Annotated in this window: 23 protein-coding genes; 15 read left to right on the forward strand and 8 right to left on the reverse strand. The window is 61.6% G+C overall.

Going from position 1 to position 22,454, the window contains the following annotated elements:
- Position 1: 1 nt before the first annotated feature.
- Positions 2-346, reverse strand: a complete 345-nt coding sequence (locus AC1DXO_RS02520; RefSeq protein ID WP_476976508.1) for a type II toxin-antitoxin system RelE/ParE family toxin — start codon at positions 344-346, stop codon at positions 2-4.
- Positions 347-507: 161 nt separating this feature from the next.
- On the opposite strand from AC1DXO_RS02520, the gene AC1DXO_RS02525 reads away from it, so the two are divergent.
- The 3 genes from AC1DXO_RS02525 (at position 508) to AC1DXO_RS02535 (ending at position 2,912) form a co-directional block, all read left to right on the forward strand.
- Positions 508-696 carry a hypothetical protein gene (locus AC1DXO_RS02525; RefSeq protein WP_476976509.1) on the forward strand — a complete coding sequence of 63 codons (189 nt, stop codon included), beginning with the start codon at positions 508-510 and terminating at the stop codon, positions 694-696.
- A gap of 60 nt (positions 697-756) precedes the next feature.
- Entirely contained in the window at positions 757-1,248 is a 492-nt protein-coding gene (locus tag AC1DXO_RS02530) for a YcgN family cysteine cluster protein (protein WP_476976510.1), read from the forward strand.
- A gap of 80 nt (positions 1,249-1,328) precedes the next feature.
- Positions 1,329-2,912, forward strand: a complete 1,584-nt coding sequence (locus AC1DXO_RS02535) for a pectate lyase (protein WP_476976511.1) — start codon at positions 1,329-1,331, stop codon at positions 2,910-2,912.
- A 23-nt stretch (positions 2,913-2,935) separates the two neighbouring features.
- On the opposite strand, the gene AC1DXO_RS02540 is transcribed toward AC1DXO_RS02535, so the two are convergent.
- From AC1DXO_RS02540 to AC1DXO_RS02565, 6 genes are read right to left on the reverse strand one after another with little or no spacing between them, the layout of a single operon-like run.
- Entirely contained in the window at positions 2,936-4,498 is a 1,563-nt protein-coding gene (locus AC1DXO_RS02540; RefSeq protein WP_476976512.1) for a response regulator, read from the reverse strand.
- On the reverse strand, positions 4,491-6,278 hold the full coding sequence (locus tag AC1DXO_RS02545; RefSeq protein ID WP_476976513.1) for an ATP-binding protein: 1,788 nt from the start codon (positions 6,276-6,278) through the stop codon (positions 4,491-4,493). The genes AC1DXO_RS02540 and AC1DXO_RS02545 overlap by 8 nt, the downstream gene beginning before the upstream one ends.
- On the reverse strand, positions 6,275-7,306 hold the full coding sequence (locus tag AC1DXO_RS02550; protein WP_476976514.1) for a SpoIIE family protein phosphatase: 1,032 nt from the start codon (positions 7,304-7,306) through the stop codon (positions 6,275-6,277). Before AC1DXO_RS02550 ends, AC1DXO_RS02545 begins: the two co-directional genes overlap by 4 nt.
- A complete protein-coding gene (locus AC1DXO_RS02555; protein WP_476976515.1) occupies positions 7,297-7,701 on the reverse strand; it encodes an anti-sigma regulatory factor in 405 nt (134 codons plus the stop codon). The genes AC1DXO_RS02550 and AC1DXO_RS02555 overlap by 10 nt, the downstream gene beginning before the upstream one ends.
- Positions 7,682-8,089 carry an STAS domain-containing protein gene (locus tag AC1DXO_RS02560; protein WP_476976516.1) on the reverse strand — a complete coding sequence of 136 codons (408 nt, stop codon included), beginning with the start codon at positions 8,087-8,089 and terminating at the stop codon, positions 7,682-7,684. Before AC1DXO_RS02560 ends, AC1DXO_RS02555 begins: the two co-directional genes overlap by 20 nt.
- A 9-nt stretch (positions 8,090-8,098) precedes the next feature.
- Positions 8,099-8,944 (reverse strand): STAS domain-containing protein, encoded by an 846-nt coding sequence (locus tag AC1DXO_RS02565; RefSeq protein ID WP_476976517.1) that lies wholly within the window; start codon positions 8,942-8,944, stop codon positions 8,099-8,101.
- A 304-nt stretch (positions 8,945-9,248) separates the two neighbouring features.
- Between AC1DXO_RS02565 and AC1DXO_RS02570 the strand changes: the two genes are divergently transcribed.
- Entirely contained in the window at positions 9,249-9,419 is a 171-nt protein-coding gene (locus AC1DXO_RS02570; protein WP_476976518.1) for a hypothetical protein, read from the forward strand.
- 51 nt (positions 9,420-9,470) lie between these two features.
- Here AC1DXO_RS02570 and AC1DXO_RS02575 read toward each other — a convergent pair whose 3' ends face one another.
- Complete coding sequence (locus tag AC1DXO_RS02575; protein WP_476976519.1) at positions 9,471-9,851, reverse strand: hypothetical protein; 381 nt, start codon at positions 9,849-9,851, stop codon at positions 9,471-9,473.
- Positions 9,852-9,994: 143 nt separating this feature from the next.
- Between AC1DXO_RS02575 and AC1DXO_RS02580 the strand changes: the two genes are divergently transcribed.
- The 11 genes from AC1DXO_RS02580 (at position 9,995) to AC1DXO_RS02630 (ending at position 22,430) form a co-directional block, all read left to right on the forward strand.
- Complete coding sequence (locus AC1DXO_RS02580) at positions 9,995-10,978, forward strand: DnaJ C-terminal domain-containing protein (protein ID WP_476976520.1); 984 nt, start codon at positions 9,995-9,997, stop codon at positions 10,976-10,978.
- A gap of 153 nt (positions 10,979-11,131) precedes the next feature.
- On the forward strand, positions 11,132-11,521 hold the full coding sequence (locus AC1DXO_RS02585; RefSeq protein WP_476976521.1) for a PepSY domain-containing protein: 390 nt from the start codon (positions 11,132-11,134) through the stop codon (positions 11,519-11,521).
- Positions 11,522-12,202: a response regulator transcription factor gene (locus tag AC1DXO_RS02590; RefSeq protein WP_476976522.1), complete on the forward strand. Its 681-nt coding sequence runs from the start codon at positions 11,522-11,524 to the stop codon at positions 12,200-12,202.
- A gap of 65 nt (positions 12,203-12,267) precedes the next feature.
- On the forward strand, positions 12,268-13,680 hold the full coding sequence (locus tag AC1DXO_RS02595; RefSeq protein WP_476976731.1) for a sensor histidine kinase: 1,413 nt from the start codon (positions 12,268-12,270) through the stop codon (positions 13,678-13,680).
- 166 nt (positions 13,681-13,846) lie between these two features.
- Positions 13,847-15,235 (forward strand): hypothetical protein, encoded by a 1,389-nt coding sequence (locus AC1DXO_RS02600; protein WP_476976523.1) that lies wholly within the window; start codon positions 13,847-13,849, stop codon positions 15,233-15,235.
- A 78-nt stretch (positions 15,236-15,313) separates the two neighbouring features.
- Positions 15,314-16,396, forward strand: a complete 1,083-nt coding sequence (gene ccmI / locus AC1DXO_RS02605) for a c-type cytochrome biogenesis protein CcmI (protein WP_476976524.1) — start codon at positions 15,314-15,316, stop codon at positions 16,394-16,396.
- Positions 16,393-16,905: a cytochrome c maturation protein CcmE gene (ccmE, locus tag AC1DXO_RS02610; protein WP_476976525.1), complete on the forward strand. Its 513-nt coding sequence runs from the start codon at positions 16,393-16,395 to the stop codon at positions 16,903-16,905. Before ccmI ends, ccmE begins: the two co-directional genes overlap by 4 nt.
- Positions 16,906-17,239: 334 nt before the next feature.
- The gene (locus AC1DXO_RS02615) at positions 17,240-19,216 is read left to right on the forward strand and encodes a heme lyase CcmF/NrfE family subunit (protein ID WP_476976526.1); all 1,977 of its coding nucleotides are present in this window, start codon (positions 17,240-17,242) and stop codon (positions 19,214-19,216) included.
- Positions 19,213-19,758 carry a cytochrome c-type biogenesis protein gene (locus tag AC1DXO_RS02620; protein ID WP_476976527.1) on the forward strand — a complete coding sequence of 182 codons (546 nt, stop codon included), beginning with the start codon at positions 19,213-19,215 and terminating at the stop codon, positions 19,756-19,758. Before AC1DXO_RS02615 ends, AC1DXO_RS02620 begins: the two co-directional genes overlap by 4 nt.
- A 132-nt stretch (positions 19,759-19,890) precedes the next feature.
- On the forward strand, positions 19,891-21,465 hold the full coding sequence (locus tag AC1DXO_RS02625; RefSeq protein ID WP_476976528.1) for a Do family serine endopeptidase: 1,575 nt from the start codon (positions 19,891-19,893) through the stop codon (positions 21,463-21,465).
- A gap of 293 nt (positions 21,466-21,758) precedes the next feature.
- Positions 21,759-22,430, forward strand: coding sequence for a response regulator transcription factor (locus tag AC1DXO_RS02630; RefSeq protein WP_476976529.1), 672 nt, complete (start codon positions 21,759-21,761; stop codon positions 22,428-22,430).
- Positions 22,431-22,454 lie beyond the last annotated feature (24 nt).

Here is a 22,454-nt window from a genome sequence, read left to right on the forward strand (position 1 = left end):
TTCAATTGCGATAGGTCTGTTTCAAGGCCGCCACCAGGGCCTTGACGATCTTCTTACCTTCCGGAGACAGATCGGCCTGTACGGCCTTGGCATAGACCATCAGAAGATAAAGTGGCGCTTCGGTATTATAATAGAAATAGATCACCCGGACGCCGCCACGCTTGCCGCTGCCCTGACGCCCCCACCTGACCTTTCGAACGCCGCCTGTCTCCGGTATCAAGTCGCCGGATTCAGGGTTGTCGGCGATGTAGTCGACAAAGTCGGAGTGCTCTTCTTCTGTCCAGACGTTTTCGGCCTGGCGAATAAAAAGCTGAGTTTCAGCGACCGTCACAGGTCTTATTTTCATGCTTCACACTACGTCATTGACTGAGTTGTTGTCAAGGAGGGATGCGTCAATGACTTATAGGAAAACCTGATCGTGGCGTCACTGTAAGATTACCCTCACGCCGGCGACTATCTCCTGCAGACGCGAACCCGGTGGTCCGCGCAGTTTTCAGGAAATTTTCCATGTCCAAACACCTATTGCCGATCTTGCTGGCTCTGCCGATAGCGGGCGTCATGATCGGGTTCGCGCTCTGGCAGCGCTTTGTCGGGCCTGTCGACGTCCCGCAGTGGGGCCTTTTCGTTGCCGCGGCCGTCATTTGCGTGGCGCCGGTTGTGATGCGGCTTGCCGGACACGTGAAGCGGCGTGTGTAATCGCAGGCTTTTTTCAGTCGTGCGGTTGATTTTGCCGGGGGACGCGTGGATATAGCCACGATGACACAGACGCCCTCCGGCAAACCCTTCTGGGAAACCAAGACCCTCGCACAGATGAATGCTCAGGAATGGGAAAGCCTGTGTGATGGCTGCGGCCTGTGTTGCCTGGTTCGCTTCGAGGACGAGGAGACGCTGGAGGTCATTCCGACGCGCGTGCATTGCAAGCTGTTCAATTCCGAGACCTGCCGCTGTTCGGACTATGCCAACCGCAAGAAATATGTGCCTGACTGCATCAAGCTGAAGCCCGGCAATATCGAAGAGTTGCTGTGGATGCCACCGTCGTGCGCCTATCGCCGGCTGCATGAAGGCAAGCCCCTGCCGCGCTGGCATCATCTGATCACCGGGGACCGTGAAAGCGTGCATCGCGCCGGCGTGTCGATACGTGGCCAGACGATCAATGAAAACACCCTGGCCGACCCGGAAGACGCGCTGGACTATGCGGCCTGGGACCTGAACGAGGACCGCTCGGACTGGGATGAATTCGAGGATTGAGCCCTGGTTGCGACGGATAAGGGGCTTCCGGCGCGTTGATGTTGTCAGCCGATAATAAAAACACTTCAGGGAGAACCAACATGACGACGCGGCGGGATGTGATGGCGGGCGCGGTGGCGTTGGGAATGATACCGGTGTCATTGGCGAACGCGGTTGAGACAGTGAAGCGCGGTCAGGTGCTCGACACCATGAAGCGGGCCACGGAATATATGGTCGACACGGTGGCGGTACACGGCGGCTATGTCTGGTCGTATCTGCCCGACATGTCCCGGCGTTGGGGCGAAATGGAAGCCTTTCCGTCTATGGTGTGGGTCCAGCCGCCGGGCACCGGAACCATGGGACATGTGTTTCTCGACGCCTATCACGCGACAGGCGACCAGTACTATTATGAATGCGCGCAGAAGTGCGCCGAAGCCCTGATCGCCGGGCAGTTGGCGAGCGGCGGTTGGCATTATTTCATCGATTTCGGCGGCATCGAGTCGACCAAACGCTGGTACGACACCATCGGCCGCAACGCCTGGCGGCTTGAGGAATTTCAACATTATTGGGGCAATGCCACCTTTGATGACGCCGGGACGTCGGAGGCCATGCAGTTTCTGCTGCGGCTGTATGTCGAGAAGAAGGACGAACGCTACAGGCCGGCGCTGGACAAGGCGATCGACTTCGTTCTGGAGAGCCAGTATCCGATCGGTGGCTGGCCGCAGCGCTTTCCGCATACGGACGACTATATCGATCACGGCAAGCCCGACTACACCTCGTTTATCACCTTCAATGACGACGTCGCCGGTGAGAATATCCGCTTCCTGATCATGGTGTGGCAGGCCCTGGGTGACAAAAGGGTGCTGGATGCCATCACCCGCGCCATGTCGGTCTTCCTGGTCACCCAGCAGGGCCAGCCGCAGCCGGGATGGGCGCTGCAATATACCCTCGACCTGAAGCCATCGGGGGCGCGGACCTATGAGCCGACGGCCCTGGCGACGCATACGACGGTGGCCAATATCCGGCAGCTGATGAACTTTTACCGGCTGACCGGCGAGAGCAAGTATCTGAGCCGCATACCGGAGGCTATTACCTGGCTGGAAGGTCTGCGCCTGCCCGACGCCGACGGCAAGACCAACCGCTATCCGACCTTCGTTGAGCTGGGGTCGAACCGGGCGCTGTATGTTCATCGTCGCGGATCGAACGTGGTCAATGGCGAATACTATGCCGATGGCGATCCTGAGCATACGGTCGGCCACTACAGTTCGGTGCGTATCCTCGATCTGGCGGCCTTGCGGGCAGAGTTCGAGGCCTTGCGGGCGATCTCCCCTGACGAGGTTAGTGCCGGGTCGCCGTTGACGATCGCCAAACCGCTGGATCGCTATTTCCTGACCGAGATGGGCAAGGTGTCGGACCTGAACACGCCGGACGGCAGGCAGGGTGTGCAGTCGGTGGTCAAGAGCCTGAACCGCGACGGCTATTGGCCGACGCCGCTCAAGGCGACCAGTCATCCGTACAGCGGAGACGGATCGGCCGAGGTCCAGCCCGGCGATTTCCGTTCGACGCGGGTCGGGGATATGACCGATACCTCGCCCTATATCGCCGGTGCGCCGGTGATAGGGATTTCAACCGGCAGCTACATCGAGAATATGGAGACTCTGATCGGCGCCCTGGGGGAGGGGTGACTTTACAGTCCGCAGGCCCGCGCTCAGGCCAGCGGGGTATCGCGCATGATCGCATAGCGGGCCAACAGGTGTTCGAACGTCACCACATGGATGGGCTTGGGCAAATAGTCGTCCATACCGGCTGCCAGGCATTTCTCGCGATCGCCGGCCATGCCGAAAGCCGTCATGGCAATGATCGGCAGACGCCGCGCGCCGCGCTCGCTTTCCTGATGGCGGATTCGTCGCGTCGCTTCGAACCCGTCCATGCCGTCCATTTGGACATCCATCAGTACCAGATCGAAGGCCTGGTGCGCCAGTAGGCTCAGGGCCTCGGCGCCATTGCCCACCGCCTCGGCGGTGTAGCCAAGATTTTCGAGCAATGCCGTGGCGACCAGGATGTTGGCGGCATTGTCTTCCACGACAAGAACCCGTCCCATACCCCGTGTCTCGCCTGGCGGTTCGTCCACCACGCTCTTTACGATTTCCGTCAGGGAGCCCAATTGCAGGGGCAGGCTGACGGTAAAGACCGACCCTTCGCCCGGCAGACTGGTCACGGTCAGCGTCCCGCCCATCCGCTCGGTCAGGCTGCGGGCAATAGGCAGGCCCAGGCCCGTCCCGCCGTATCGACGTGTCGTCGAACTGTCCGCCTGGACGAATTTTTCGAAGACCTGTTCCAGTTGGTCGGCAGCAATACCGATGCCCGTATCCATGACCTGGATATCCAGCCATACACGATCGTCGTCGGGCCGTTGTGCCGTCACGATGGTTACACCGCCCGACGCCGTAAACTTTACCGCATTACTGACCAGGTTGAGTAGTATCTGTGAGATGCGCTGCGGGTCGCCTGAGAGAACGGAGTCGTTAGCACCGTCGTGGCGGCTGTCGAGCGAAATGCCCTTTGCCGTGGCATGGCCCGACAGCATCGCAACGACGCGCGCGACGACATCGCTCACCCGGAAAGGCACGGCTTCAAGCTCGATCTTGTTGTCCTCGATCTTGCTGATGTCGAGCAGGTCGTTGACCAGAGCCAGCAAAGAGTCGGCGCTTTGCTGCAGGGTGGTAACGTATTTTACCTGCCGGGGGTCGAGCTTTGTGCGGCCGAGAATTGTCGCCAGGCCGATGATGGCATTCATCGGGGTGCGAATCTCGTGGCTCATATTGGCGAGGAATTCGGACTTGGCGTTATTGGCCTTTTCGGCCTTCTCCAGCGCTTCTTTCAGCTTGTGCTCGGCGTCGCTGATGCGTAGCAAGGAGCGTACAGTGGCGACCAGTTCGAGCGCGTCGATCGGTGTCGTCAGATAGCCGTCGGCGCCCGATTCCAGTCCCTGGGCACGGTCACGACCCTCGATGAACAGGGCCGAGGTCATCAGGACCGGAATGGCGGCGAAGTCGGGATGGGCTTTCAGGCGAACGCACATGTCGAAGCCGGTACCGTCCGGCAGATTGACGTCCAATATGACCAGATCGACCGGTTGGCGCATCAGGCCCGCCATGCCGTCCTTCAGGGTCTTGGCCTGAATCGTCTGGTAGCCCGCCTTGGCCAGAAGGCGCGAAAAGGCGTAGCGGTTGCTTTCGGTATCGTCGATAATCAGAATGGTTTCAGACATGGCTGTGTGTCCTTAGCCGTGCTTCGATTGTGGTAAAGATCTCGGCGACGCGGCGGATACGGTCGGCATGCGACAGGGACTTCGACAGGACCGCTTCCGCGCTTTCGAGCAGGCGTTCGGTTTCGTGTGACGAGAGTTCCATGCTGCTGTTGATAATGACCGGGATGGCGCGCGTTTCCTCGGCCTGCTTCAGGTCTTCGAGGACGGCCTGGCCGGTCATGTCCGGCAGGCCAAGGTCCAGGAATATGGCGATCGGTTGCATGGCCCTCGCCATGCGCAGACCGTCGATACCGCTGCCGGCTTCGATGACCGCATTGGCATGGCGTTCAATGACACGACGCAGGACGTAGCGATCGGACGCCCGGTCGTCGATGACCAAAACCCGATCGTGGCGGGTACCGGATGTCATCGTGCGCGGGGCGGGAACCTCGAGTTCCTCCGGACCGTGATAGCGGCGCGGCAGTATCAGCGTAAAGGCTGAGCCATGGTCCAGGGTGCTTTCGACCATGACGCGACCGCCCAGCATGTCGGCCAGCTTGCGTGACAGCGGCAGGCCGAGGCCCGTGCCCTTGATACGGATCTGGTGATCGCCCTCGATCTGGGTAAAGTCGTCGAAGATGCGGTCCTGGTCGTCGGCGGCGATGCCTATACCCGTATCGCGGACGGCGAATTCGATCCAGTCATCGTCGATGGCGCGCGCCGAAACGCGAATTTCGCCCTCCAGAGTGTATTTCAGGGCGTTGGAAATGAAGTTGCGCAGGATCTGCGACACCTTGCCCTCGTCGCTGATCACGGCGGTTTCCATGCCGGCGTCCTCGAAGACCAGGTCGACCGGGTGGTTGGGCTGGACCAGGGGTTTAAGCATGCCGCGCAGGACGCGAAACATTTCGTCGACCTCGAAACGGCGCGGCCGGATGACGACCTTGCCGGCCTCGACCTTGGCCAGGTCGAGCACGTCATTGACCATGTTCGACAGTTCGCGCGCGCTGCCCCGAATAAAGCCGATCTGCTTTTCCTGTTCGTCGGTAAGGTCGCCATCGAGGCGGTCGAGCAGGATGCTGGAAATACTGATGATCGAGTTGAGCGGCGTGCGCAGTTCATGGGTAATGGTCGCCAGGAACTCGGTCTTCAGTTCCGAGGTGCGTTTCTGGTAATCGGCGCGTTGTTCCAGTTCGCTGGACAGGGCGACGACACCGCGATTGGTTTCTTCCAATTCGAGATTGAGCTGGGTCAGGCGCAACTGCTGGCGCTGGACTTCGTCGAGGGCGGCGAGCAGTTCCTGGTTCTGGCGCTGGATTTCCTCGAAGGGATTTTGCGGGTCCTCGGTGGCCAGCGCCTCGGCGATGGTGTTGCCCAGTGCCGGCGTAACATGGGGAGCGCGCTTGGGCAGGTCGTAACTCAGCTCGATGCGGGTACCTGAAGAATCGGAGTCGATCGTAAAACCGTCGACAAGGCGCCGGGCGCCGGCCAGTCCGATTCCCATGCCGGTCTTTGAGACATAGTGTCCGGCCAGGATATCGTCGAGTTTGGCAATGCCCCGCCCCTTGTCGATGACACGGACGATCAGCTTGCCCGGTGTTCCCTCCGTCAGTGAAAATTCGACCCGCCCACCCGGTGTGTATTGGAAGACGTTGCGCACCAGTTCCGACAGGGCGGTCGCCAGGCGCACCTGGTCCTGGGGCGGAAAGTTCAGGACCTGGGCGATCTGGCGGGCGCGGCGGCGCGCCAGCACGACGTCCTGTTCGTAGCGAATTTCGACCTTGAGCAGGTTCAGGTTCATGCCGGTTGCCTCCGGATGACCACGACGGTCGCGTCGTCACGACCGCGCTGGAAATGCTTGTACATCATCGCGGCGATGACACTGGCCGAACGCGTCGCCAGCCCCGGAAAATCGTCGAGTTTCCAGTGTGTGGTCAGGCCATCGGAGTGCAGGATGACCAGGTCGTTCGGACCGCAATCATAGCTGAATTCCTTCACCTTCTGAATCTGGTGGCCGACAATGCCGTTCATCGACACAATGCCCTTTGGTTTGGACGTGGCGATAACATAGCCGGCAATATTGCCGACGCCGGCACAGGTCAGACTGTTGCGGCTATTGTCGAGGCGAGCCGTGAGGACGGCGGCGCCGCGGGTGGAACGCAGGGCGCCATGTATAAATTCCAGCATGGCGCCCGGATTAAGATCAATCCTTTGGGCAAAGGATTGCAATGCGAGATCGGTGGCTGCTGCGGCGATCGGACCGTGACCCAGTCCGTCGCTGACCACGACATCAAGACCTGTCGCCGACGCGTGTATCGCCCAACCGTCACCGCATAATTGCTCGCCCGCCACCGGCAGGCAAATCGCGCCGATATCATAACCGGCGACAGGCACTACCGGTGCGTGAGCGGACTGAACATGACCCCAAAGCGCCGTGACCAGGACTGTGCCCTTGCCGCGCAGCGAGTAGACGTCAAGCGTTGCGGCCAGGCGTTTTATGGCGCCAAGGCCGGTTCCCGGGCTGCCGGCCGTCGAGTAGCCGTCTTCCATGCAACGATGGACATCCATGCCCGGACCATTGTCGATCGACATGATTTCGAGTCCGCGAAGCTTATCTGACTGAAGGACGCGCAGGATCAGGGTGCCACCCGCAGCATGTTTGACAAGGTTGCCGGCCAGTTCGGTGGCGACGATGCCGACGCGCCCGGCGGCGGTTTCGTTGAAGGCCAGATCCTTGGCGGCCTGAACGGCCTGGCGTCGGGCATCGCCGACGTCGTGGACTTCGCGAATGGGAAGGGCCAGCGACTGGCGGGCAAGATTTATTTCCATCGCGCGATCATGACGCGCGTGCCTTGCCCCGGAGCCGTGGTGATTTCAAATTCGTTGCTGAGGCGTTTGGCGCCGCTAAGGCCAAGGCCCATGCCGGTCCCGGACGTCCAGCCATCGGTCATGGCCTGTTCGAGGTCGGGAATACCCGGCCCCTGGTCCTCAAAGACGAGGCGGACGCCTTTGCGCAGGCCGTCCTGAAGGCTTTCGATCCGTGCCGTTCCACCGCCGCCGTAGATGAGGGCGTTGCGCGCCAGTTCGCTGGTCGCGGTGACCAGCTTGGTGACATCGACAAGGCCCAGTCCAGCCTCGCCGGCCACCGCACGCGCACGCTGGCGCACCAAGACGACGTCGGCTTCGGCACGGATTGGCATGACTTCAGAGGTCTTGACGAGCATGACCGCTGCTCTCTGCAGCACCGCTGATCGGAGACGCAATTGCGCCACGAAGCAACTGCATGCCCTTTTCCACGTCCAGCGCCGTCCGGACGCCGGGCAGGGTCAGGCCCAGTTCGACGAGCGTAATGGCAACCGCGGGCTGCATGCCGACGATCACGGTCTGGGCGTCGAGGACGCGGGACATGGACGAGATGTTGGAAATCATCCGGCCGATGAAGGAATCGACGATTTCCAGGGCGGAAATGTCGATCAGGACGCCCGTAGCCCCCGTCTGGGCGATTCGGTTGGTCAGGTCGTCCTGAAGCGTCATGGCCAGGCGATCGTGCATGTCGACCTGGATGGTCACCAGCAGGAAATCGGCCATACGCAGGATGGGTATACGTTCCATGGACGGACTTTATGCCTGCGCCTTGCGGACGATCGCCATGCCCTTGCGTTCGAGGGCGACGGCGAAAGCCGAAGACAGGGTGGCCTTGGTCGTGACATTGCCGAGTTCGACACCGAGATGGACGATGGTCTGGGCAATCTGGGGGCGGATACCGCTGATCAGGCAGTCGGCGCCCATCAGACGGGCTGCGGTCACGGTCTTCAGCAGATGTTGGGCGACCAGGGTATCCACGGTCGGTACACCCGTAATGTCGATGATGGCGACGGTCGAACCGGTCTCCACGATACGCTGCAGCAACGATTCCATCACCACCTGGGTGCGGGCGCTGTCGAGCGTGCCGATCAGGGGCAGGGCGAGAATGCCATCGGCCAGGCTTACGACGGGGGTCGACAGCTCGAGCATGTCTTCCTGCTGGCGGGCGATAATGCCTTCGCGGACCTTGAGATAGACGTCCGTCGTGTACAGGCCCAGCCGGTCGAGAATGGCCGTCGCTTCCCAGACAGCGGCGGCCAGGGTCTTGGCGTCGCTGCCGTAGGCCCGGCCGAGCGCCATGAACAGGGGCTTTTTGAACGAGAAGACGAAGGTGGCGGTCTCCGACGACGTGAAGCCTTGTTCGCCGCGGCTGCCTGAAACCTCTGTCAGGAAACGCATGACGGCGTCCCATTCGGGCGTGCGCAGATCGGCGGTGTTGCCGTCACGAATCGCGGAAAGAAACAGGTTCAGAAAGGTATTGCACTGCTCGCGCAGATCGGCCTCGCGGATGGCGCCGTGACGACTGGAGGCACCATGTTGTTCTTTGACCCAGTCATCAAGTATGTCTTGTTTGTTGTCCTGGGTTGCCTGGTATAAGGCCATAGTCCCCGCCTTGTCGCCTGTCATAGTTTGTCCTTGTGCGGATATGCCCCGGCCCGTGTCGAACATGGGATCGCTCCGCTCGCCCCCGGGGGCGCAAGGCAGACTTGCTCGTCTTTTCATGCAGAGGTCAAGGGCGGTGAAAGTCGGGTGCGAAAAACCGCATCGGATATTTACACGTTAATATCGCACCGCGACCTGCAACTGCGAAAAGTGTATCGCTGGGAATGTAAAAAGGCCAATGCAACGGGAGCGCGGCGCTGCGGCGTTTAACTCTGTGGGCCCGGGGGCAAACCGGAGGACGTCCATGAAGAAACTGTCTCTGCTAATCCTGGCCGCTTTGGGTGCGGTGTCAATCTCGGCCTGCGCCTATGACGACTACGGCTATGGCGATCACGGCCACAATAACCGTCACCACGACAATGGCCGGCATCACCACGACCGCGACCACGGAGACCATCACCGCGACCATCACTAACGAGAAGCGCTCCGGTTACGGGACGGAGCGCTTGACGGTGTCAAGCGATGGTCAGGAGGCGGTCAGGACGATGTTCCGGCCGGTCATGGCGGAACAGGCCGCGGCAAACGGGCGCAGGTAGGAGGCCGCCTGGGCGCCGATAAGGTTCTGGCAATCCGTGGCCAGGGCTAAGCCCTGCGCCGGGGACGCGCCGTCCAGGCGCACGCACAAGGCGCTCATGGCTGAGACATCGGGATTATAACCGTTGCGCAGGACTTCCTTATGGCGGGCGTCGCCGTTGCGATAGCCGGACGACTGCGTCACAGGGGCTTGCGCGGCTGCAAGACAGTTGCGCTGAGTGGCGACGGGCGAGACTTGGCGGGCCTCCAGCGCCGGCGCGCCGCCGAACAGCAGGGACAGGGCGGTTACAATGGCGAACAGGGCGGGTTTCATAAGCAGTCTCGTAAGTCGAAGCCAGGGATAGGTGGTCATGGCGAGAGGCTGCAAGAAGCAGGCCAGCTTGCCTCTTGAATCGATTACGCGTAGGACACACTTCTTACCCAAAATAGTTTGTGGCTAAAGAGGTTTATTGCAGCGTGGCAGGTGATCCCTATCAAGAATTGGGCGTTAAGCGTGACTCCAGCGACGCTGAGATTCAGAAGGCGTTTCGCAAGCTGGCCAAGGAACTGCATCCCGATACCAATGTCGGCAACAAGCCCTCCGAAGAACGCTTCAAACGCATAACGGCCGCCTATGACTTCCTCAAGGACGCCGACAAGCGCAAGCGCTTCGACCGTGGCGAGATCGACGCCGACGGGCGCGAAATCTATCGCGGCTTTAATGGTGGTGCCGGGGGCACGTCTAGCGGTGCGGGCGGTAGCGGCCGCTTCGAAGGCATGGATATCGACGATATCATGGAGATGTTCGGTGGCGGCGCCGGTGCTGGCCGGCGCGCCGGCGGAGGCGGCTTCGGTGGATTCGGCGGCGGTTTCGGCCAAGGGGCGCCCGCCAAGGGCAGCGACCTGAAGATCAAGCTGGATATCGACCTGCTCGACACCATTGTTGGTAACACGCGCCGGGTCATGTTCTCGGATGGGCGCACTGTCGACGTTGTGATCAAAAAGGGCGCCAAGGATGGCCAGACCCTGCGCCTGAAAGGGCAGGGTTCCCCGTCGCCATCGGGCCGCGGGCCGCATGGCGACGCCCTGGTCGAGCTGCACCTCAAGCCGCACCCGGTGTTTCGCACCGATGGCAACGACCTGCATATGGATCTGTTCGTCTCCCTGCCCGACGCCCTGCTGGGCGGCAAGGTCCAGGCGCCGACCCCGGACGGACCGGTCACGGTCAATCTGGCCAAGGGGTCGAATTCCGGCGCCGTGCTGCGCCTGAAGGGCCGCGGCGCCTTTGACGCCAAGGACGAATCGCGTGGTGACCTGTTTGCCCATGTCGTGCTGGCCATGCCGGACAAGGGATTGGAGGGCATGCCCGAGTCATTGCGGACCGAGTTCGTGACCCTTATGGAACGCTGGCGGGCCAATGCCGAATACACGCCCAGCATGCCGATGCGCGGCCGAAAATAGGCTTAAATTCCAAGCGCGATGACGAGACGTATCACCGGTGAACAAAAAGGCCGCTGCGCGATTGGCGCGAAAAAATCCTGCTGCGCTGCATTATTTGCTGAACTGACGAAGCTGTTCAGCTAAGGTTCAGGTCCGTAAACTTATAACGGTTGTATGAAACAGCTCCGGACCCTCGTCTGTACTGCCCTGATCGCCCTCTGCATGGGTGGCGAAGCCCATGCGGCTATGTGGTTTCAGGCCAAGGGCGCGGTCGCCCACGACCAGCGCTTTCGCAACCAGGGCAATTCCGGCGGTGATCGCGATTCCGGCCAGGGGCGCAACAATGGTGGTGACCGTCAGCAATGGAACGGCGGCGGTGGCTGGGACGAGGATCGCGGCGACAATCGTGCGGCGCGCGCCAAGGCGGCCGTCAGCGGCAAGGGACGGGTGCTTGACGTCGGTCAGGAAAGCGGTTCAGTCTTCTGGGTGGTGGTGTCGACCGATCATGGTCGTGTGACCTATCTGGTCAATGCCGATACCGGACGAATTGTTGGAGAACGATAGGTGCGCATCCTTCTGGCGGAAGACGATCCCGATCTCTCGCGGCAACTGAAGGCGTCTTTGAACGATGCCGGCTATGTCGTCGATCACGCGCCCGATGGCGAGGAAGCCCACTTCCTGGGCGACACCGAACCCTATGATTGCGTCATCCTCGACCTGGGCCTGCCCAAGATCGACGGCGTGTCGGTGCTGGAACGCTGGCGTCGTGAAGGCAAGTCGACGCCGGTGCTGATCCTGACAGCGCGCGGGGCGTGGAGCGACAAGGTGGCTGGCTTCGACGCCGGCGCCGACGACTACCTGACCAAGCCCTTTCATACCGAAGAACTGCTGGCACGCTTGCGCGCCCTGGTCCGGCGCGCCGCCGGCCATGCCCAGCCCCTGCTGGTTTGCGGCGGTCTGCGCCTCGATCCGCGTGCGGCGCGGGCGTCGGTCAGCGGTGAGCCGCTGCGCCTGACCTCGCTGGAATATCGCCTGCTGCACTATCTGATGATGCACCAGAACCGCGTCATCTCGCGCACCGAACTGGTCGAACACCTCTATGACCAGGACTTCGACCGTGATTCGAACACCATCGAAGTCTTTATGGGACGCCTGCGCAAGAAGATCGGCAATGACCGTATCGAGACCGTGCGCGGTCTGGGCTACCGGCTGAAGCCCCTGCATGACGAGGTCACCGAGTTGTGACGTCTGCGGGGGATCCGGCCGCCTCAGGTTCCGAAACTCAGGTGGATGATGCGGCGGTACCCGTCATGCGTGGACCGGCCGATGGCCTGCGACGGATCTGGCGCGGTGTGACGCGCAATTCCCTGGTCGTGCGGCTGATCCGCCTGGCCTCGATCTGGTTCATCTTCGCGCTCGTGGTCACCGGAATCAGCCTGACGGCCTATTTCCGCCAGGTAACCCTGCATCGTTTCGACGCCGGCGTTGGCCAGATGGCCGACAATCTCTTTTCGCTGGTCAACATCGATGCTGACGGTGTCGACACCAGCCGCTTTGTCGATGCGAGCGCCGAAATCTACCATTCCGGTCACTATTGGCAGGTCGCGCAAATCGATGACGCCGCCCATGTCCAGCGCGCCAAGACATCACGCTCCTTGTGGGACAGCAAGCTGGCCCTGCCGCCGGCCGTTCTGGCCCAGGCGAAGGCCAAGATAGGCAAGCCAGTGTATTTCGACGGCGTCGGGCCCGAGCGTGAACCGCTGCGCGTCGCCGTCATCTATTCGACTATAGATTCGCACGCCGTTGTCTTCATGGCCGGCGACGACGCACGTCCGGTCGAAAAGGACGTACGAACTTTCGGCCTGCTGACCGCGGCGGCGCTGCTGCTGCTGGCCCTGGGTTCGTTGGCCGCCATCTTCGTCCAGGTGCGGATCGGGCTTCGCCCGCTGTTCGACCTGACCGACGAAATCGCCGGGGTGCAAAGCGGCCAGCAATTGCGCCTGACCAAGACCTATCCCGACGAGATAGCGCCGGTGGCGCGGCAGTTGAACGGCTTTCTCGACTACGCCCAGGAGGTGGTGGAACGCCAGCGCATGCACGTCGGCAACCTGGCCCACGCCCTGAAGACGCCCCTGTCGGTCCTTCTGGCCACGGCAGGCGACGCGGAGGGGACGCTGCCCGAGACCGTGCGCAAACAAATCGAGACCATGCGCGCCCAGGTCGACCACCATTTGCGGCGGGCCCGGGCGGCGGCGCGGTCATCGGCCATGGGCGAACGCACGCCGGTTGAACCGGTGCTCGACGAACTGGCCGTCATGCTGGAGCAGGTCTTCCAGGACAAGGGGGTCATCATCGACTGGCGGGCGCCGGACGAACTGGCCTTTCGCGGCGAGCGCCAGGACCTGCAGGAAATCGCCGGCAACCTGCTGGAAAACGCCTGTATCTGGTGCAAGCGCAAGGTGCGCATCCTGGCTGAATTCGAGGTGGCGTCGCAGACCCTGACCATCGATATCGAGGATGATGGACCTGGGTTGGACGAAGCGCGTTTCGCCGAGGTGCTGAAGCGCGGGGCACGGCTGGACGAGAGCGTGCCGGGGTCGGGACTGGGCCTGTCGATCGTCGACGAACTGGTCCGGGCCTATGGCGGACAGCTGCAGTTCGAACGTTCGCTGCTGGGCGGACTGAAGGTCCGTGTCACCCTGCCCGGTAATATGGGCGCGTAATATCTTGCGCCGGTGATCGCCGGGCCTTTTTGCCTTGTGCCGCCTATCCATTTCACAAAACAACGCAAGTGGTGTCCAACTACCCGTCAGAGAATATTAACCAGACTTGGCCTAGAATTTCCATGGGTTGACGGGCGATTTGCGTACGGGATTTCACGAACTAAACATGGGTGTCATTGCCGACAAGCGCCTGAATCTCCTGCGTGGCCTGCTCAAGGCACTGCCGCAGACGAGCCTGCGCTCGCTCGAACTGGCTTTGGGGCTGACCAAGGACGAAGCCCTGATGCAGGTCCGTGACCTGGTCGGTGTCGAAATGGAATTCCGTTACACCAAGGAAGCCGTTTTCGCGCCCTATCTGCCGATGTTCGCGAGCCGAAATGACGGCCTGGCCGGCATTGAATTTCCGACATGGTGTCTAGACCATGTCTGGAGCGCGCTCGAGAAGCACGAACCGGAACTCTATATGCAGTCGCGCTACGCCCTGCGCGGCCTGCGCGGCGATGACCCGACGCCGGTCATCTTCTTCCGCCTGGTAACGGCCGCCGCCCTGATCTGCCGCGAACACCCCGACTATGTCTTGCCGGCCAAGGCCAGCCAGGCCGATCGCGACGTGGTGGAGGCCTTCTCGCGTTATCTCGACCTGCATCGTATTGCCCGCCATGCCCTGTCCAAGCTGCCCGACTTCATGGGCCGGCTCGATGCCGAACGCGCCACGGCCCTGCGGCTGATGTTCAAGGACGCCTGCGCCATCGATCCCGAAGGCGGCTATCGGTTGATGGAGATCCTGTTCGCCAATCTGGACGAGGGGCCGCATATCATCAAGTTTGTTGCCACCGTGTGCGACCGGGCCAATGAACGCTTCCTGGCTTCGTCGGAACTGGCGGTATTCGGTGAGCGTATCCTGAATGCCATCGAGGTGCGACTGAAGGATCTGAAGGCCTTTATGGGGACGCGTGGCCGGGTCTGTGAGGATCTCGGCCAGGCGGGGACTCGCGTGGCCGCGAGCCTGGCCTTGATCCATTCGTTCGAGAACTATATCGACCTGGTGCGTGACGGCCCGTGGGGCAAGCGTATCGCCGACGGGCACAAGCTGATCGCCGAATTGGTCGAGGGACAGTTGAAGGGCGCCGAACGCGTCCTGGATGACGCCTTGCCGCTGAAATCCGAGCGCGTCTATGGTCGCGTGCGCAAGGAAACACCGCAACTGGATCGCTTCCCCAAGCCCGAGGCGGTAACACGCGCCAACCAGACCCTGGCCTTTGTCAGACAGGTCCGCAATACGGCAACATCGGGCGGATTCGCCTCCCTGCACTCCAAGACGGCCCAGGCGCTGGAAGCGTCGCTCGACAGCTATTTCGAGGAGCTGTTGAGCATCGCCAATGGCGAAGAGGCCTTCGATGCCGATGTCGTGATGAATTTCTTCGAACTGGTCACCGACCTGATGCATGCCCTGTGCGGCGAAGAAAAAGCCGTAGTCGCCCGCCGTCGCATCGCGTCGTCGGACCTGATGAAGCCCCGAAAGGCGCCCGACGCCGGGCAACAGGCGACCGGGTGACCGGTCCTTCGACGTAGCGGTCAAAAAGCCGCAGCAATTTGTTTTTCGTTTTCGCGGCGAATGGGATATGGAGGCGCCATGCTGCTTCTCACCCTCGTTTGCGCCCTGATAAGCGCCGCGGCCGTTGCCACGGTGGTGCTGTGGCATAGCCTTGTCCCGGTCCACGCCGGGCTGGCGCACGAGAAGGCGCTGTATGCCAATTTTATCGCCGATCTTGACCGCCGGCTTGCCGCCGGTGAAATCGATGCCGGCCAGGCCCAGGAAGAAAAGGTCGAGGCCGGACGCGCCCTGTTGAAGGCCCAGGCGCAGGTCGCGGAGGATCGGATCAAGCCCGTCTATGGCTTGATCGTCGTGACCGTGGCGGTGGCCTTGAGTTTCGGCTTTTACCTTTGGATCGGTCATCCCGAAATGAAGGACCGGCCTTTCAAGACCAGGCTCCAGCAATGGACGCATATAGCCAGGGAAGACCCCGAGTCGGTGCCACCAGAGGTGATGGCCGTGGTGCTGCGCCAGGGCGAGGACGATCCTGACAAGGCGCGCAACCCGGACTATTGGGCATTTCTCGGGCGGATCGATATGATCGCCGGCAACAGCTATGCCGGCATGAAGGACTACAAGACCGCCCTGGCCCTGGCGCCGCAAAGCTTCACCGCCTGGTCGGAACTAGGCGAGGCAATCACCCTGGTGGCCGGCGGAAATATCAGTCCCGAGGCGCAAAAGGCGTTCGATGAGGCACTGAAACGCGACCCGGCGGATGCGCGGGCGCATGTCTATCTGGCGCGCGGCGACGTGGCGGCCGGCCGGTTCGATCAGGCGCGTAAGCATTTCCGCACCGCCCTGGATCATATGGCGGTCGACAATCCGTCGCGCCCCGATATCGAAAAAGAGCTGGCCAGTGTCGGAACGGCGCAAAGCGCGGCCGTGACGGCCAATCAACAGATCGGTGGCATGGTGGCGGCGCTGGCGGCGCAACTAAAGGCCGATCCGGACAATGCCGACGGCTGGGCACGGCTTTTGCGCTCGTATGACGTACTGGGCGATGTCGCGGCGCACGACAAGGCGGTGGCCGATATGCAGGCTCACTACAAGGGTCGGCCCGAAGTGGCTGCCGCGATCGTCGCCAAGTCGCGAGCCGCTGTCGGCCGGGAGGGCGGCGCATGACCCAGTTCTTTACTTCATTTTGGCCGAAATCGGTGAAGGCGCGGCGCCGGCTGACCATCTTCCTGCTTGTGGCGCCTGTCCTGGCTGCCGCAGTGGGCTTAAGCCTGTATGCCCTGCGCGGCTCGGTGGTCTATTTTTACACCCCCGCCCAGATGCTGGAAGCTCACGTCAAGCCCGGCCAGACCGTCCGGCTGGGCGGGCTGGTCAAGCCTGGAACCGTCGTGCGGGCCGCCGACGGCACCGTGGCCTTTACGGTCCAGGACAAGCTGAAAGAGATTGCGGTGACCTATAAGGGCGATCTGCCCGACCTGTTCCGCGAAGGGCAGGGCGTCGTGTGTGAAGGCGAGGTCACGGGCGTGACATCCCTGCGCGCTGTCCAGGTCCTGGCGAAGCATGATGAGACCTATATGCCGAAGAATGTTCAGGACGCCTTGAAAAAACAGGGCGAGTGGCGACCAGAAGCCGGCATGTCGGGATCGGCTGAACCGAAGAGGCCGTTTGGGACATGATTGTAATGACGATTGATTTTATCTCTTACGAAATGCCCCGCGCACCCACTTCGAATGGCTTATCACCCTCCTCCCTGTGCGGAGCATGGGGAGGTGGCGGCGAAGCCGACGGAGGGGTCACCTCATCAACCTGTCGACTTTTCAGCCGTTGGGACATGCCCAACACACATGTTCATACAGCTGTGACTGAACATCTGATGGGGTTTGATCTTCAGAAATTACCCCTCCGTCGGCTTCGCCGCCACCTCCCCATCATCGCTTCGCTCGACAGGGAGGAGGGAGAAGACCTTGACGCTCCCTGTTGTCGGGCTATGCATTCGAGAAATGTATAAACATGATGGCTGAACTTGGGAATTTTTGCCTGATCCTGGCCTTCATGCTGAGCATCGCCCAGGCCGGCGTCGTAATCGCCGGGCAGATCAAGCGCCTGAGGGGGCTGGAACGCTACAGTGAAGGCCTGTCGCTGGCGGCTGCCTTAAGCATCGTCATCGCCTTTGCTATGCTGATCGTGGCCTTCGTCCAGTCCGACTTCTCGGTCAGGAATGTCTATGAACATTCGCACACCGACAAGCCGTTGCTGTATAAGATTTCCGGCGCCTGGGGCTCGCACGAAGGCTCGATGCTGCTGTGGTGCACGATCCTTCTGGTCTATGGCGCCATGATCACCCTGCGTGGCGGTGGACTTCCGGCAGGACTGAAGCACAAGGCGCTGGGCGTCCAGGGTCTGCTAGGCGCCGCCTTTGTCGGCTTCACCCTGTTCAGCTCCAACCCCCTGTTCCGCTTGGCAGACCTGCCGTTGCAGGGCCTTTCGCTGAACCCTGCGCTACAGGATCCAGCCCTGGCCTTCCATCCGCCCATGCTCTATCTCGGCTATGTCGGGTTTTCGGTGGTGTTTTCGTTCGCCGTCGCCGCCCTGATCGAGGGCCGCCTGGACCGGGCCTGGGCCAGGTGGATCCGCCCGTGGGTCCTGGTGGCGTGGAGCTGCCTGACCGTCGGCATCACCCTGGGCGCCTTCTGGGCCTATTACGAACTGGGCTGGGGCGGCTGGTGGGCGTGGGACCCGGTCGAGAACGCCTCCTTCATGCCGTGGCTGGCCGCGACGGCGCTGCTGCATTCGGCCATCGTCATGGAAAAGCGCGACGCGCTGAAAGCCTGGACGGTGTTTCTGGGCATACTGGCCTTTACCTTTTCGATGTTGGGCGCGTTTCTCGTCCGTTCGGGCCTGCTGACCTCGGTTCATGCCTTTGCCGTCGATCCGCAGCGCGGTATCCTGCTGGCCACCATCCTGTTTGTCACGGCCGGCACGGGGTTTGCCTTGTTTGCCGTCCGCGCTCCCAACCTGGCGCCGGGCGGCCTGTTCGCCCCGGTCAGCCGCGAGGCCAGCCTGGTGCTCAACAATCTGCTGATCTCGGCGGCCCTGTGTTCGGTCTTCCTGGGCACCCTGTATCCGATCCTGATGCAGGCCCTGTTCGACAAGACCATGTCGGTCGGCGCGCCCTATTATCTCGGCGTGTTTGCGCCGATCATGGTGGCGGCCCTGGTGATCATACCGATATCCAGCCTGATGGCGTGGAAACGCGCTGAACTGATAGGCGTCGTACAGCGCCTGGCCCTGGCGGCCGGTGTGGCGCTGCTGGCTGCGGCGGTTGGCTTGCTGCTGTACAAAGGGCCGACCTGGTTCAAGGAAGCGCAGTATTTCGTAGGCCTGCTGGTCGGATTCTGGCTGATCTTCGGGTCGTTGAGGTACCTGGCCGAGCGCGCGGGGAACTGGCTGCGCCTGAAGGCCTTGCCGCTGTCCGGCTGGGGCATGATCCTGGCCCATGTCGGGCTGGGCGTGTTCGTACTGGGCGCCGTGGTTGAAAGCCATGCCCGGCTGACGCAGATGCAGGTCATGACGGTCGGCGATCGTGTGACGCTGGGACAGTATCAGCTGAGCTTCGACGACACCTATGTCGCGGCGGGACGCAATTACGATGCGCGCGGCGGCGTGTTTACGATCAGCTCCGGCGACAAGACGGTGTGTACGCCGCGGCCGCAATGGCGCTACTATCCGGCATCGAACTCCGGCCAGAGCAAGGTGTGGCTGTGCTTTACGCCGCTCAGCGACCTGTATGTCGTCATGGCGCAGCCCCAGACCTTGGGCGACGGCCGGCCGGCCTGGCAGGTGCGGTTCTTCTATAATCCGTGGGTGCGGCTGATCTTCTTCGGACCGCTTCTGATGGCGCTGGGCGGGGTGTTGAGCCTGAGCGATCGGCGCCTGCGGCTGGGTGTGCCGGTGAAGGCGAAACCCGGAAAGAAGGTGCCGGCGTGAAGCAGTTAATTGACCCCTTCGGCGCTGCGCCCACGGCACGGGCCGCCCCGCTCCCCATCGCAAGCGACAGGGAGGAGGGAGGTGTCTTCGACCTTATTCGCGTTCATTGGCGTTCATTCGCGGTTTCGACCCTTCTTCTCTTCACGCCAATGGTGACGCAGGCGGGAACGGCTCAGGACGAGGCGAGGGCGCAGGCCCTGTATCGCGAAGTGCGTTGTGTGCAGTGCCAGAGCGAGACCATCGCCGATTCCAACGCGCCGATTGCCGGCGATATGCGCCAGGAGATCCGTGACAGCATCCGGGCTGGCAAGAGCGACAAGGAGATCCGCGCAGAGCTCTACGACCATTACGGCGATTATGTTCTTTTCAGGCCAAGATTATCGAAGGCCAATCTCGTCCTGTGGGCGGTACCGCCCCTGATCGTGCTGATCGGTATCGGCGTGTTTCTGGTCCTGGTGAAAAGGCAAAAGACATCAGTCTCTTATGAGCTGAGCGCCGAAGAGGATAAAAAACTTCGCGAACTTATGAAGAATGACGATTGATGTCACGATTTTGCCTCAGCGGTTTGATTAGACTGCCGCAGCGGTAAAATTCTTCGTCGCGGCTGTTGTCATTCTTCCGCGAAGCGCTCAGATAGTCTGTAACGCAAAACCGCAGGGACCAAGGTAGTAAACATGGGGATTCGTAATTTGTGGGGGACGATGAATCTAAAGGCTTTGCTGAAGAATCGTTCGGTTCTGGCCGGCGCGGCGATCGGCCTCTTTCTGGGTGCCGGCGTATCGGGCGCCGCCATTCTGGGTTTTAACGATCAGGCAGGCGGCCAGTATGGCGGCGCTTCGCTGATCCGCACGGCCGACATCACGCCCACCAAGCCGCCCGCCGGCGCGCCCTTGTCGTTCGCCGACCTGATCGAGCGCGTATCGCCCGCTGTCGTGTCGATCGAGACCAAGGGCAAGCGCAAGATCGGTCTCGAACAGGCTCTGCCGGGCTTTGATTTCCAGGCGCCGGACGAATCACCTCAGGAACGCGAAACACGCGGTGCCGGTTCCGGATTCTTCATCTCGGCCGACGGCTATATCGTGACCAACAACCACGTCATCGACGGCGCAGACGAGATCACCGTCAAGCTGACCAATGATACAGAACTGAAGGCGACCGTCGTCGGCCGTGATCAGGCGACCGACCTGGCGGTCATCAAGGTCGAAGGTAAGGACTTCCCGTTCGTTCGGTTTGAACTTGAACGTAAGCCGCGCGTCGGCGACTGGGTCATTGCCGTCGGCAATCCGTTCAACTTCTCCAACACGGCCAACGCCGGCATCATCTCGGCCTATGGCCGCGACCTGAAGGCCAGCGGCGCCAACTATGTCGACTATCTGCAGATCGATGCGGCCATCAACCCCGGCAATTCCGGCGGGCCGACCTTCGACCTGTATGGCCGCGTGGTCGGGGTCAATACCATCATCGTGTCGCCGTCGGGCGCCAATGCCGGCCTTGGCTTCGCCATTCCGGCCGACGTCGCCAACAAGATCACCCAGCAACTGATGAAGGGCGAAGTGGTGGCGCGCGGCTATATCGGCGTGTCGATCATGCCGGTGACCAAGGAAGCCGCCGAGGCGCTCAACATCACCGACACGACCGGCGCCTATATCGCCGAAACGACGCACAATGGCCCGGCGGAAAAAGCCGGTGTCCAGATCGGTGACATCGTGAAGTCGGTCAATGGCCAACCGGTGAAGAGCCCGACCGACCTGACGCGGCGTATCGCCAATGTCGGCGTCGGTGACAAGATCATCATCGACGTGCTGCGTAACGGCAAGATGGTCAAGCTGACCGTCACAGCGACTCTGCGTCCGTCGGAAGCCGACCTGGCCAAGGGCCTGAACGGCGGCGGCAGCGATGACTCGTCGTCGAGCAGCGAAAGCGGTGCGCCTCCGGTCATCGGTCTCAGCGTCAAGGCGATCACGCCGGAACTGCGCAAGACCTTCGGCCTGGCCTCCGATGTCAACGGCCTGATCATCACCGATCTCGACACCAATTCCGAAGGTGCCGGCCTCGGCCTGCGTCCTGGTGACGTCATCCTGCTGGCCGACAATCAGCCGGTCACCACCGAGGCGCAGTTCAAGGCGATTGTCGCCGACATGCAAAAGGCCAACCGGCCCAGCATCCTGCTGCTGATCAACCATCAGGGCCGCAACCTGCCGGTGCCGTTGTCGCTGAAGTCGCCGGAAAAGCCGGCTGCCAAGCCGTAGGTTAGATTATTGCCAAAGCAGATAAAAGCCCGCTGGTTCCGCCGGCGGGCTTTTTCGTATCTAACAAGCTGTCCAAATTTTAACGGGCACGGCGTTACGATTCGCTGTATGGGACTGTTTTGAAAATTCGTCAGGCTGAGGCGAAAAGGGCTGGTTTCGAGAACCGGAGCGCAGCGTACTCAAGTACGTGAGCACCGGAAGCGCAGAAACCGGCCGTTTGCAGGCCAGCCTGGCGGATTTGCAAAACAGTCTCAAGGGCTGGTTTCAACAGCAAGCACACAAGCGGATAGACAATGCAGGTTCTGATCGTCGAGGACGACAACGAAGCGGCCCTGAACATGCAACGGGGACTGAAGGAAGCGGGCATCGAAGCCCGGCTGGCCGGTGACGGCGCGCAAGGCTTGGTGGCCGTCAAGGATGCCATGCCGGACGTGATCATCCTCGACCGCATGATGCCGGTCATGGACGGTGTGACCATGTTGCAGCAGTTGCGCAGTGAAGGCCAGGACGTGCCGGTGCTGTTCCTGTCGGCGCTGGGTGAGTTGGAGGACCGCGTATCGGGCCTGCGCGCCGGGGCGGACGACTATCTCGTCAAACCCTATGCTTTGACCGAACTGGTGGCGCGCGTCGAGGCGCTGGGACGGCGCAAGGACAAGGACGCGGTCGATACCGTGCTGCGCGTTGGCGACCTGGAAATGAACCTGATTTCGCGCGTCGTAAAGCGCCAGAGCAAGGTCATCGACCTGCAGCCGCGCGAGTTCCAGTTGCTCGAGTTCCTGATGCGCCATGTCGGCCAGAGCGTGACGCGGACCATGCTGCTCGAAAAGGTCTGGGCCTATCATTTCGATCCGCAGACCAATGTCATCGACGTCCACATTTCACGCCTGCGTTCCAAGCTGGACAAGGATTTCGACCGGCCCATGCTGCACACCGTGCGCGGTGAGGGCTACCAGTTAAAGGCGTGATGTTGGCTGAGAAAAAAGCGCCTC

Source organism: Asticcacaulis sp. P2_C5, from assembly GCF_056404555.1.